This is a genomic window from Arthrobacter cheniae (genome assembly GCF_003602275.1).
Classification (GTDB): Bacteria; Actinomycetota; Actinomycetes; order Actinomycetales; family Micrococcaceae; genus Arthrobacter_D; species Arthrobacter_D cheniae.
Genome location: NZ_QZVT01000012.1, coordinates 1 through 11652, shown reverse-complemented (window position 1 = coordinate 11652; position 11652 = coordinate 1). Strand labels below are relative to the sequence as shown.

General features: G+C 67.0%; 13 protein-coding genes. 10 read left to right on the top strand and 3 right to left on the bottom strand.

From position 1 onward, the window contains the following. The 5 genes from D6T63_RS16550 (at window position 1) to D6T63_RS16530 (ending at window position 5096) form a co-directional block, all read left to right on the top strand. Entirely contained in the window at window positions 1–723 is a 723-nt protein-coding gene (locus D6T63_RS16550; RefSeq protein WP_120150163.1) for an IclR family transcriptional regulator, read from the top strand. Between the two features lie 183 nt (window positions 724–906). Continuing rightward, the gene (locus D6T63_RS16545; protein ID WP_235830820.1) at window positions 907–2265 is read left to right on the top strand and encodes an MFS transporter; all 1359 of its coding nucleotides are present in this window, start codon (window positions 907–909) and stop codon (window positions 2263–2265) included. A gap of 54 nt (window positions 2266–2319) precedes the next feature. Next, window positions 2320–3651: a phenylacetate--CoA ligase PaaK gene (gene paaK / locus D6T63_RS16540; RefSeq protein WP_120150162.1), complete on the top strand. Its 1332-nt coding sequence runs from the start codon at window positions 2320–2322 to the stop codon at window positions 3649–3651. A 184-nt stretch (window positions 3652–3835) separates the two neighbouring features. After that, the gene (locus D6T63_RS16535; RefSeq protein WP_120150161.1) at window positions 3836–4309 is read left to right on the top strand and encodes a hypothetical protein; all 474 of its coding nucleotides are present in this window, start codon (window positions 3836–3838) and stop codon (window positions 4307–4309) included. Window positions 4310–4457: 148 nt separating this feature from the next. After that, window positions 4458–5096 carry a maleylpyruvate isomerase family mycothiol-dependent enzyme gene (locus D6T63_RS16530; RefSeq protein ID WP_120150160.1) on the top strand — a complete coding sequence of 213 codons (639 nt, stop codon included), beginning with the start codon at window positions 4458–4460 and terminating at the stop codon, window positions 5094–5096. A gap of 68 nt (window positions 5097–5164) precedes the next feature. Here D6T63_RS16530 and D6T63_RS16525 read toward each other — a convergent pair whose 3' ends face one another. Then, a complete protein-coding gene (locus tag D6T63_RS16525; protein ID WP_120150159.1) occupies window positions 5165–6811 on the bottom strand; it encodes a thiamine pyrophosphate-binding protein in 1647 nt (548 codons plus the stop codon). A 118-nt stretch (window positions 6812–6929) separates the two neighbouring features. Beyond that, complete coding sequence (locus D6T63_RS19375; RefSeq protein ID WP_182977069.1) at window positions 6930–7076, bottom strand: hypothetical protein; 147 nt, start codon at window positions 7074–7076, stop codon at window positions 6930–6932. A gap of 56 nt (window positions 7077–7132) precedes the next feature. Between D6T63_RS19375 and D6T63_RS16520 the strand changes: the two genes are divergently transcribed. The 5 genes from D6T63_RS16520 (at window position 7133) to D6T63_RS16500 (ending at window position 11123) form a co-directional block, all read left to right on the top strand. Further along, complete coding sequence (locus D6T63_RS16520; RefSeq protein WP_120150158.1) at window positions 7133–7981, top strand: HpcH/HpaI aldolase/citrate lyase family protein; 849 nt, start codon at window positions 7133–7135, stop codon at window positions 7979–7981. Window positions 7982–8098: 117 nt separating this feature from the next. Next, a complete protein-coding gene (locus D6T63_RS16515) occupies window positions 8099–8917 on the top strand; it encodes a DUF4397 domain-containing protein (RefSeq protein ID WP_120150157.1) in 819 nt (272 codons plus the stop codon). A 76-nt stretch (window positions 8918–8993) separates the two neighbouring features. Further along, complete coding sequence (locus D6T63_RS16510; RefSeq protein ID WP_182977068.1) at window positions 8994–9728, top strand: class F sortase; 735 nt, start codon at window positions 8994–8996, stop codon at window positions 9726–9728. Window positions 9729–9880: 152 nt separating this feature from the next. Beyond that, the gene (locus D6T63_RS16505) at window positions 9881–10375 is read left to right on the top strand and encodes an RNA polymerase sigma factor (RefSeq protein ID WP_120150218.1); all 495 of its coding nucleotides are present in this window, start codon (window positions 9881–9883) and stop codon (window positions 10373–10375) included. Window positions 10376–10490: 115 nt separating this feature from the next. Further along, on the top strand, window positions 10491–11123 hold the full coding sequence (locus D6T63_RS16500; protein WP_182977067.1) for an anti-sigma factor: 633 nt from the start codon (window positions 10491–10493) through the stop codon (window positions 11121–11123). Between the two features lie 97 nt (window positions 11124–11220). On the opposite strand, the gene D6T63_RS16495 is transcribed toward D6T63_RS16500, so the two are convergent. Further along, complete coding sequence (locus tag D6T63_RS16495; protein WP_120150154.1) at window positions 11221–11451, bottom strand: zinc-ribbon domain-containing protein; 231 nt, start codon at window positions 11449–11451, stop codon at window positions 11221–11223. Window positions 11452–11652 lie beyond the last annotated feature (201 nt).

The window sequence follows — 11652 nt, the reverse complement described above, 5'->3', positions numbered from 1 at the left end:
ATGGACACCCTGGATGGCACACCTGGCACGACGACGACGCCGCCCTCCCAGACGCTCTCGCGAGGAATCCGCGCGCTGGAGATCCTCGCTGACGCCCCGGACGGCAGGACGACGGCGCAGCTCTCGGAGGCCCTGGGCGTGCATCGCTCGATCGCCTACAGGATCCTGCGGACGCTCGAGGAGCACGCCCTGGTTGTGCGGGACGCCGGTGGCCGGTTCCTTGCGGGACCCGGCCTCGCCAACCTGGCCAGGGGAGTGGCTCCGCGGCTGCAGACCGCGGCCCTGCCGGAGCTGACCCTCCTCGCGGCGGACCTGCAGATGACGGCCTTCATCGCGGTGTGGGACCGGCAGCACTGCGTCACGCTCGTCGCGGTCGAGCCCCCGCACGGAGTGGGCACGCTGGTCCAGCGGCCGGGCTCGCGCCACCGGTTCGACGCAGGAGCACCCGGTATCGCCATCCAGTCGGCCCTGACCGAGGCGCGGTGGGAGCAGCTCGCTCCGGGCCGGCCCTATCGGGAGGAGTCACGGGTGGCGGCTGCCCTGGGGTATGCAGCGAGCCATGACGAGGTTCTTCCCGGCGTCAGCTCCGTCGCGGCTCCGATTCAGGTCCGGGGTCAGCTGCCCGCCGCGATCGCCGTCGTCTACGTCCGGAACGACGCACCCGTCGAGGAGTTCGGGCTGCGTGTCGCCCGAGCCGCTCGGGCGATCGAGTCCTCGCTCTGAGGAACCGCACAGGACGAATCGGAAGGACGTCACAAAAGGAACACGATCCACCGGGGCAATACCGAATGAACGATCGTTCGGTAATGTTTGGGGCATCGACCGACCGCGGACCACCCCTGGTTGCTGCAAGGACCGGAGCCCCGCGGGCATCAGCAGCACACAACGGAAAACAAGGGAGTTTTCATGGCACTAGCACCAGAGCGGCCGCAGGCAGAGCCCGGTTCGCGCATGAGCGCCGCGGACCGCAGGGTCCTGGCAGGCACGATGGTCGGCACCACGATCGAGTGGTACGACTTCTTCATCTTCGCCCAGGCTGCGGGCCTCGTCTTCGCGACCCTCTACTTCGGTCCCCTCGAGGGGGAGAGCGAGGGCCTCGCCCAACTCGTCGCCTGGGCCACCATCGGCATCAGCTTCTTCTTCCGGCCCCTCGGAGCCGTCATCGCCGGACGCCTCGGTGACCGCATCGGGCGCAAGGCCATGCTCGTCTTCACACTGGTCATGATGGGCTCGGCAACGGCCCTGATCGGCCTGCTTCCCACGTACGCGCAGATCGGCGTCTGGGCCCCTATCCTCCTGATGCTGCTGCGCATCCTGCAGGGCTTCTCGGCCGGTGGCGAGTGGGGTGGCGCGGCCCTCATGGCCGTCGAACACGCACCTGTGAACAAGCGTGGATTCTGGGGCGCCTACCCGCAGATCGGCGTTCCGGTCGGCATGATCCTGGCCACCGCGGTCCTGTTCCTGCTGCGCAGCTCCATGTCGGCCGAGGCCTTCCTCGCGTGGGGGTGGCGCATCCCGTTCCTGCTGTCCGTCGTCCTGATCGTGGTCGGGTACTTCATCCGCTCGGCCGTCGCCGAAAGCCCCGTCTTCAAGCGCATGATCGACCGCAAGCGCGATACGGCCACCCCGCTGCGGAGCCTGCTGAAGACCAACAAGAAGCAGGTCATCCTGGCTGCCGTGATCTTCATCGGCAACAACGCCGCCGGCTACCTCGTCATCGCCTTCCTCTCCTCCTATGCGCAGAAGAGCCTGGGCATGCCTGCAGCACCCGTCCTCCTCGCAACCCTGCTGGCATCCTTCGGCTGGCTGATCTTCACCCTCTACGGCGGCATCCTCTCCGACCGCATCGGCCGTGTACGCACCTTCCAGATCGGGTACGCACTCATCTTCGTCTGGATGATCCCGATGTTCATGATGATCGATACCCGGAACATCTGGGCCTACGGCATCGCCATCTTCATCCTCACCATCGGACTCGGACTGTCCTACGGGCCCATGTCCGCGATGTACGCGGAGATGTTCCCCGCCAACGTCCGCTACTCCGGCATCGGGATCGGCTACGCCCTAGGTGCCATCCTCGGCGGTGCCTTCGCACCGCTGATCGCCCAGGCACTCCTCGGCAGCACGGGCTGGTCCGGTTCCATCGGGCTCTACATCATGGCCCTCTGCGTCATCTCCTTCATCGGTGCGACCCTGGCCAAGGAGACGAAGGGTGCACCGCTCGAGGCGGACGAGGCGTCGGCCACGAACGCGCTCCACAGCTAGGGCAGTCCTGCCGCCCGTCCGTCCCGTCGCCATCCTGCACTTCCAAGGAGCACCATGCCATCCCTGACCCTGCGAGCCTCGGCGGCCGATCCCTCGACGCTGGATCCGGAGGAGACGTGGACGCGCGATCACCTGGAGTCGGTGCAGCTCGAGAGGTTGCGGGCCACGCTCCACCACGCCTACGCGAACGTGCCCCTGTACAAGCGGAAGTTCGACGACGCCGGGGTGCATCCGGACGACCTCCACGGTCTCGAGGACCTGGCGAAGTTCCCCTTCACCACGAAGGAGGATCTGCGCAGCACCTATCCCTTCGGCATGTTCGCCGTGCCGCAGGATCAGATCGCCCGCATCCACGCGTCGTCGGGCACCACTGGCCAGCCGACCGTCGTCGGATACACCGCGGGCGATCTGGGACGGTGGGCGTCCCTGGTCGCCCGCTCCCTGCGGGCCTCCGGTGTGAAAGCCGGGTGGAAGGTCCACAACGCCTACGGGTACGGCCTGTTCACGGGTGGCCTGGGCGCCCATGCAGGCGCCGAGCGCCTCGGCTGCACCGTGATCCCCATCTCCGGCGGCCAGACCGAGCGGCAGGTACAGCTCATCCGCGACTTCGAGCCGGACGCCATCCTCGCGACGCCCACCTACCTGCTGACCATCCTCGACGCCATGGCCGCCGCCGGCATCGACCCGAGGTCGACGTCGCTGAAGACTGGCGTGCTCGGCGCCGAACCGTGGACGGAAGGGATGCGGCAGGAGCTCGAGGGACGCATGGGCTTCGACGCCTGCGACATCTACGGATTGTCCGAGGTCATGGGTCCGGGTGTCGCGGGCGAGTGCGTCGAATCCAAGGACGGGTCCCACGTCTGGGAGGACCACTTCAGACCGGAGATCATCGACCCCTTCACGGAGAAGGTGCTCGACGACGGCGCAGCGGGTGAGCTCGTGTTCACCTCGCTCACCAAGGAGGCCCTGCCGATCATCCGGTACCGGACGCATGACCTCACGCGACTGCTCCCCGGTACGGCCCGTCCGGGCATGCGCAGGATGGAGCGCATCACAGGCCGCAGCGACGACATGGTGATCGTGCGCGGAGTGAACCTGTTTCCCACGCAGGTGGAGGAACTGGCGCTCGCCATCCCGGCACTGAGCCCCCACTTCCAGCTCGAACTGACCCGGCCCGAGGGCCAGCGGATGGATCAGCTCACCATCAACATCGAGGTGCGCGACGGCGTCGCTCCGGCCGACGGCGCGGCCGCCGCGAAGGAACTGCAGCACCAGATCAAGACGCATATCGGCTCCACCTGCACCGTCCGGATCGTCGAGCAGGGCTCACTCGTCCGCTCCAGCGGCAAGTTGCGTCGCATCTATGACCTCCGGCCGAGGGCCTGAGGCTGTTTCTGGACGAAGCAGGGGTGCGGTACCCCAGGAGTCATCCTGAAGGTCCTCTGGGTGTTCCCTCGACGTGAGCCTGAAGTGTGGTTGCGGTCGCGCATCACCCCTTACCCCGGGTCGCGCGGGCTGAGTACGGTCGGAGTGGACCTTTACCCCCACTCCCTCCGAAGGACTCGATCAGATGAACACTGCAGAAGCAGCTCAGGCCAGCCCGACGGTCAACCGATCCAGGTCGACTGCCGGGGCATTCTTCCTTACTGCCTTCCTGCTGTCGGGCTGTGCCACGGGCGGCGGGGACAACTGGAATTCAACAGCCGTCGGAGATGACGAGAGCGTCGGCAGGGTCGATCTCCGCAGTGTCCTCCTGGTCACCTCCGGCGAGGAACAGCCCGCACGAGTCCTGGGCACGCTCGAGAACGACGGCGACCAGCCGATCGACATCACCATCAGCGACTCCGACGAAGACACCACCCTCACCATCCCGGCGCAGGGAAGGGTCGGGTTCGACACAGTGGAGACAGTGCTCCGGACCGCGGGGGACGCGCCTGGCGCAAGGACGACTCTCACCGCCTCGACCAGCGAAGGGGACGTCTCCCTCCTCGTCCCCGTCGTCGACGGAACCCTCGACCCCTACCGGCCCTACCTGCCGGAATAACGCTGTGCTTCAGACGGCCGGTCAGTGAGGCGCAGCCTCGCCTGTACGGAAGGTGTTGTCGATCGGGACCACCAGAGCCTCTGGCACTTCCGAGTGCTGACTGCAACACTGCTCGTGTCACCGCACCACCAGCCGAGGAGCCTCCATCATGGAACCAGCTGAGATCAACGCGGCAGTGAAAGCTGAAAGGCACCATCTGTGCGACTTCCTGGAAGGCATCGGTGAGGCCGAGTGGACCACACGGTCCCTGTGCTCGGCGTGGACCGTGCGGGAGGTAGTGGCCCACCTGACGATCCCCACCAGGGCGTCGGTCGGTTTCCTCGCGCTGGCAGCGATCAAGGCCCGCGGAAGTTTCCACCGGATGGTGTCGGACACCGCGCGCGACCGGGCATCGAAATACACGACTGCTGAACTCATCCAGCAGTTGCGTGAGAGCGCCAGGTCGTCCCGCCGGATTCCCGGCAGTGGTCCCATGGACCCGCTGATGGACCTGCTCGTACACGGCCAGGACATCGCACGCCCGCTGAAGCGATTCCACACGGTGCACACCGACCTCGCGGTACCGGTTCTGACCTACGTTGCAGCAAACCGGTTGCTCGGAGCTCCCCAGCGCCTCCAGGGACTCGAACTCATCGCGACCGACGCACGCTGGTCATCGGGGGAGGGACCGCAGGTGCAGGGGCGCGTGGTGGACCTGCTTCTCGTCGCAGCCGGTCGGTCCGCCGGGCTGGCCCACGTCACCGGCCCCGGCGTGGAATCCCTCAGGGGAAGATTCGGAAGCACCTGAAGGACCGGAGCCGCAGCGCCGGAACCTACACCGGCAGCCTGATGCAGCGACGGCTCGACGTCGCGCGGCTATCTGCCGCCGGTCGCGACGGCGACGATCTCCTCCATGTACGGCGCCACGACCTGCTGCGAGACCTTGCAGTCGAGCAGCAGCACGCCGTCGTCGTCGGACGCCAGCCAGTCCTTCACTCCATCGAGGTCCGCGAGTGTCCGGATGGTCCTGCCGGTGGCGCCGAGAGCGATTGCGAGCGCCGCGAAGTCCACCTCGTCGATCATCATGGGCCCGGGATGGATGCCCCGGACCGCGTACTGGTGGATCTCGGCACCGTAGGCGGCGTCATTGAAGACGACGATGACCGCCCGTCTCGCCGTCCGGATGAAGGAGTCGAGGTCGGCGAGCGCCATGAGCGCGCCGCCGTCACCCGTACAGAGGACCACGGTCGATTCCGGCAGGGCGCGTGCGGCACCGACGGCACTGGGAAGGCCGAGGCCGATGGTCTGGTACGCCGTCCCGACCATGATCAGGCGGTTCGGCGCCGGGACGCGGAAGTAACCCGGGGCCCAGCCGATGAAGTGCCCGCCGTCCTGCACGATCGAGCGGTCCTCGGGGAGGAGCCGATCGAGGGTCCGGCACAGGCTCCGTGGATCGAGTCGCCCGTCGGGGGCGGTCAGGTCCCCGTCGTCGCGGGCGTGGTGGGCGTGGTGGGCGTCTGCTGCGGCGACGTCGCTCCATCGCTGGTCCGTCACCCGGTCCACCGTCCTGAGCAGCGCTTCAGCCACCGCTCGGGCATCACCACGGAGGTAATCCGTCACCTCGGGGGCGGTGGGGCCGGTCTCCACATCGACCTGTACGACGCTGGCGGAGCTGTCGAAGGAGTGTCCGAAGCGCGTCGTGAACTGGTTGAGCCGCGCTCCCAGAACGAGGACGACATCGGCCTGCCCGATCAGGCGGGCGGTGCGCTCGGATGCCCAGCCGCCCGCTATTCCGAGTCCCGTCGGGTTGTCGCCGAAGAATCCGGCACCGAGTCCGGAGGTCGCCGTCAGGGCACCGATACGTTCAGCGAGGCTGGTCGCAGCGTCCTGCGCACCGCTGACCCAGGCGCCGCGGCCGGCGAGGATGAGCGGCCGCGTCGCCGCGGACAGGAGGGACGCGATGCGCTCGATGTCGTCGGCATGGGGCATCGCCAGGGGACCGGCCGTCGTCGTGGGAGGCAGGTCCTCGTGAGCTGCTTCCATGCCCGCCAGGTCATACGGGATGGCGAGCACCACAGCCTGCCGGTAGCGCAGCGCGTGGTCCATCGCCGCCGCCGTGACGGCGAGGGCGCGGGTGGCGGAGACGGTGAACGTGGTGGCACCGAGCCCCTTCGCCAGATGGACCTGGTCGACGTCCCAGGGGCGGGCGCCGGTGGTGGGGGCGTCGCCGACCACCAGGACGAGGGGAATCTGTGCCTGCACCGCTTCCGCCAGGGGCGTGAGTGCATTGGTGAAGCCCGCACCATAGGTCGTGGTGGCGACTGCGAGTCGCCCGCTGGCGCGGAAGTAGGCGTCCGCGGCAGCGACAGCACCCGCTTCATGCCGCACGGCTGTGTAGTGCATGGAATCGGGTAGCGCCATGACGGCGTCGAGGAAGTGGGCGTTCCCGTTGCCCATCACACCGAATACCTCGGTGACAGCGGGTTGGAGAGCGGACACGATACGGGCGGAGACAGTGGCCATCAGGAATCTTTTCAGGACGGACGTCGGGGCAGCGGCGAGGGATGCACACGGTCACCCCGGACGTTGGTGGGTGCTTTCCGTATGTGCCTCGAGCCGCTTCGCCCTTATTGCCTCTTTTTCAGGCACGACGCCCATGGCGTCCGACGTCGTCACTATAGCCGAGCCGACGCTCGAGGATCCCGTCCGCCGTCAGCAGAGGGAGGCGCTGGTCGTCGGGAGTGCAGGTCCGGGTCCCGAGGGGGCTCCTTTTGGTCGTAGTGTTCACAGGCCACCCTCCGTCTCCGGTGGATAATGCGCAGCAGTCCTCAGTACTGTTTGAGGATGGCCACCTCCCTCAGAAACAGCCGCGCCGCCGCGCTGCCCGCCAAGCTCTCCCGATCCTGGCTGCTTGCTTCCGCTGCTTCCGAGGACAACTTCATCCCCGCCCTCACCTCCGAGGCCGATTCCGTGGTGTTCGACATGGAGGACGCCGTTCCCGCAGCAGGCAAGGGCGAGGCCCGCGAGCGCGTCGTCGAGGCGCTGTCCACGGGAATGACCGCCTGGGTCCGTGTCAACGGGATCGAGACGGAGTACTGGGCCGATGACCTGGCCGCCCTGTCGAAGGCCCCCGGCCTGCGCGGCGTCATGCTCGCCATGACCGAGAAGCCTGAGCAGGTGACCCACACCGCCATGCGCCTGCAGGCCGGTACGCCGGTCCTGGCGCTGGTCGAGTCCGCGCTGGGCATCGAGAACGCGACGGCGATCGCCAGTGCTCCCGGAACGTTCCGCCTGGCCTTCGGCGTCGGCGATTTCCGCCGGGACACCGGGGCCTCGGATGATCCGATGGCGCTCGCGTATGCGCGGTCCAAGCTCGTCGTGGCTTCGCGCGTGGGGCAGCTTCCCGGTCCGATCGACGGGCCCACCGTCGGTGCTCTGGGTGACGAGCTGCTCGAGGCATGCAAGGTCACGGCATCCATGGGCATGACGGGCAAGTTGTGCCTGCTGACCGATGCGACCGACACGATCAACCGCGGCCTGTCACCGAGCGAGTCCGAGATCAGTTGGGCCACGGAGCTCCTGCGCGAACACGCCGCGGGTGCCATCGTCGGTGACGGGTCCTACCTGCCGCGGCTGGCACGCGCACAGAAGATCTCTTCGCTGGCCGACTCCTACGGGCTCTGGAACGCCTGATCCAAAACTGGCGGGCGAAAAAGTTTCATCTCCTTGCATCCAAAGCGCCGCTCGTCCGGGTAATACCGGGTGTCAGCGAAAGTGGCCCCTGTCGGGCCCCAATCAAGGAGAGTTGTCATGCAAAGAAGCTTGTACGCCGTAGGAGCCGCCGTCATCCTGGGAGGAGCCACCCTGGCCGCCCCGGCATCTGCCGCCGAGGCACCGACGACCGCGTCCCTGTCCGTCCTGCACGGGGTCCCCGACCTCACCGTCGACGTGTATGTCAATGGTGCTCTCACGCTGGACGATTTCGCCCCGGGTGAGCTGGCAGGTCCGCTCGAGTTGCCCGCCGGAAACTACCAGCTTGCCGTGACCGCGTCCGACGCTCCTGATGCGAGCGCGGCCGTGATCGGCCCTGTCGACGTCACCCTCGCCGCGGGTGGGAACTACACCGCGACAGCGAATCTCGATGCCGGCGGTAACCCCACGGCCAACTTCTTCACGAACGACGTCTCGGCCGTCGAGGCGGGGAAGTCACGGCTCACGGTTAGGCATGTAGCCGCCGCCCCCGCCGTCGATGTCCTGGCTGGTGGCGCGGCAGTCGTCCAGAACCTGAGCAATCCGGCCGAGGCGACACTGACCACCGATGCCGGCACGGTGTCGGCAGCGGTTGCGGCGACGGGCACCACCGAGCCCGTCATCGGCCCTGCAGATCTCAACCTCGCTGAGGGAACGTCGACGATCGTCTACGCCTGGGGGAGCCTGGAGGCCGGCAACCTGGCGCTCGCCACCCAAGTGATCGAAGGACTGCATTCAGCTCCCGGTGCTGTGCCCGGTGGCCAGTCCGGACTCGCGGCGGAGGATGACAACGCAGCAGCACTCGGCCTCGGCGCCTTCCTGGTCGTCCTGCTCGGCGGTGCAGTTGCCGCTTCCCGCAGGCGTGCCGTGCGGAGTTAGAACCAGCAGTTCAGTGGGGAGGAGGGCAGCCCCTCCTCCCCACACCCATACCGCTCCTCCCGGAAGGATCTCGACAGTGCAACCCGGACACGCATCGGTCTCCCTGGCCGTCCTCGCCGCTCTCTTCCTCGGTGGATGTGCGCAGGGTCCTGGTTCTTTGCCCGCGGAGCAACCATCCTCAGCGGCACTCACGGCCGCGCCGGATCCTGCGGCGCCGGCCGCGCCGGATCCTGTGGCGCCGGCAGCGGCTGATCCTGTCGCGCCGGCCGCGGCGGATGCCACGCCCGAGCCGACGGTCGGCGCCTCCGCTGGTATCGCCGTGGGGCCCGTCCCGGTTCGACCGGCCGACGCCGCCTGGGAGCCACGGGACCCGTCGCCCGTGGCCTTGGACATCGCGGGTACCGACATCTCCGTGAGGGTGCTCGATGTCGGGATCGACGACAAGAACGCGATGGAGATCCCGGATAGTTTCTGGGAGGCGGGCTGGTATCGGTATGGGCCTGCCCCCGGCGCGGAGACCGGGAACGCGGTGATGGCGGCCCATGTCGACAGCCTCACGGAGGTAATGCCCTTCGCCCAGCTGAAGGACGTGGGCATCGGGACGATCGTGACGGTCGGCCTGGAGGACGGCCGCTCACTGACCTACCGGGTTTCCGATGTGCGGAACGTCCCCAAGGCCACCCTGAATGGATCGGAGATCTTCAAGCGTGACGGCGATCACCAGCTCAAGATCATCACCTGTGGGGGCGACTGGCTGCCGGAGGAGGGCGACTATGAGGATAATGTAGTGCTCACAGCCTTACCGCTCTGAGTCTTGTGGGGTAAGTGCCAAGGATCGCAGGGCGTCGGTCGAGCGTGGCACCGACACCGGCGCCCGCGCTTTAGGAGTGCAGCTTGACCCCTCCAGGCACTGAGTGGACGCGGCAGCTCGACGTGCAATTTTCAGAGGGAGACGAAGAAGCGATGGCCGCGGCATACCGGTGTTTCTCACCGCTTGTCTACACGTTGGCCTTGAGGGCGATGCAGGACCGAGCAGCGGCCGCGGACATCACCCAGGACGTCTTCGTCAGGGCCTGGCGGTTCAGGGACAGCTTCGACCCGAACTCAGGGGCGGTACCCGCATGGATCCTCGGCATCAGCAAGAATGTCATCCTCGACGGTTTGTCCGCGCGGAACACGCAACATCGTCTGGTGGTGCAGACCGGGGCGAACGCCGAAGCCGGCGACACGCGGCATCAGGATGTCGACACGATCACGGACCGGGTAGTGCTGGGTACAGAGCTCGAACTGCTCGGAGAGCCCCAGAAGTCCATCCTCAGGCTGGCCTTCTACGAAGACATGACGCACCAGCAGATCGCGGCCCGGCTCGATCTACCACTGGGAACCGTCAAGAGCCACATACGAAGGAGTCTCATCCACTTACGCGATCGACTGGGGGCATGGAATGCGGCATCTTGACCCGGAATCCATCGGCCCTGCAGCACTGGATGAGCCCCTTGATGCATGGTCGCGGCAGCATCTCGAAAACTGCCCCGCCTGCACCCATGACCTGGAAGGACTACGGAATATCGTCGTGATCGGAAAGGACGGCCGGTCGGTGAGTCCGCTCGAGCAACCCGGACCGGCGGTGTGGGAGGCCATCAAGGCCGAGCTCGGTCTTTCGGTGGACCTGCCGTCGGCCACCCCCGAGCCCCGCGTCGCGGTTCCGGGCCGGGTCGCGCTCCCGATCCCGTTGAAGGCGAAGGGTGCCGACCGGCCGGTACGCCGATTCTCGGTCTGGGGACTTGCGGCAGCTGCGGTGGTAGGTGTTGCCATCGGAGGAGGCGTGCTGTGGGGAATCGTGTCATTGGGCGGAGGAGGCGAAGGGGTCACCCTGGCCGAGACGGAGCTGACACCCTTGCCTGGATACTCGGGGTCGGGTGAGGCGATCGTTTCGCTTGCCGAGGATGGAACGCGCAGCCTGGACGTCGCGATCACCGGAACGCAGCCGCAGGGGTACCGCGAGGTGTGGCTCATTGCCCCGGACCTTCAGGAGATGTACAGCATCGGCCTGATGGAAGGGGACAGCGGCAGCTTCGCCGTCCCCACCGATATCGACCTCGCGCAGTTTCCGATCGTGGATATCTCTGACGAACCATTCGACGGCAACCCCGCGCACTCGAGCGTCAGCATGATCAGGGGCACCGTCGAGCTTCCCAGCAGCTGACATTCGTCGGATGCCGTAGGGATGAGATTCCGTAGCACCCTGGCGAGGAATGACCCGGTCTGACGGTGCGCAGCTGCGGTGCTGAGGGTGCGTACGGCTAGTGGGCGAGGGCTCGCTGCTCGGAGCCGCTGAGCCGGGAAGTGCCGCCGCAGTTCGTGCAGACCTGCAGCCGGGTCCTCTTCAGGGTCAGGAGCGGAATGAAGAACACGGACAGTTTGGTCTTCCGCAGGATCACCTGTTGCGGAGCGTGCAGTCCGCAGTAATGGCAGGTTGCTGATCGGGTGAACTGAAGGTTCTCACGCGTGGTGAGGCCGAAGAGGAAGAACATGTCCCAACCGTAGCGAATCAGCCGTCGCGGACGAACCTGCGAAGCCTGTATCCCGGACCGCTTGCGTTTCAGGGTGCATGATGCGATATCGAGGGCGCTCGGTGTGTGTCTAGCGTCGGCGGTATTGGTTGATGATGGGGCAGTCGAAGGGGTCGCGTGCGGCGAGTCCGACGCGGTTGAGGTAGGTGATGACGGCGCTGT

Bases quoted from the DNA above. Each gene is read 5' to 3' on its own strand.
- D6T63_RS16495 (WP_120150154.1), bottom strand. From the start codon at position 11,451: ATGTTCTTCCTCTTCGGCCTCACCACGCGTGAGAACCTTCAGTTCACC.
- D6T63_RS16530 (WP_120150160.1), top strand. From the start codon at position 4,458: ATGGAACCAGCTGAGATCAACGCGGCAGTGAAAGCTGAAAGGCACCAT.
- D6T63_RS16515 (WP_120150157.1), top strand. From the start codon at position 8,099: ATGCAAAGAAGCTTGTACGCCGTAGGAGCCGCCGTCATCCTGGGAGGA.
- D6T63_RS16520 (WP_120150158.1), top strand. From the start codon at position 7,133: ATGGCCACCTCCCTCAGAAACAGCCGCGCCGCCGCGCTGCCCGCCAAG.
- paaK (WP_120150162.1), top strand. From the start codon at position 2,320: ATGCCATCCCTGACCCTGCGAGCCTCGGCGGCCGATCCCTCGACGCTG.
- D6T63_RS16525 (WP_120150159.1), bottom strand. From the start codon at position 6,811: ATGGCCACTGTCTCCGCCCGTATCGTGTCCGCTCTCCAACCCGCTGTC.
- D6T63_RS16505 (WP_120150218.1), top strand. From the start codon at position 9,881: ATGGCCGCGGCATACCGGTGTTTCTCACCGCTTGTCTACACGTTGGCC.
- D6T63_RS16535 (WP_120150161.1), top strand. From the start codon at position 3,836: ATGAACACTGCAGAAGCAGCTCAGGCCAGCCCGACGGTCAACCGATCC.
- D6T63_RS16550 (WP_120150163.1), top strand. From the start codon at position 1: ATGGACACCCTGGATGGCACACCTGGCACGACGACGACGCCGCCCTCC.
- D6T63_RS16545 (WP_235830820.1), top strand. From the start codon at position 907: ATGGCACTAGCACCAGAGCGGCCGCAGGCAGAGCCCGGTTCGCGCATG.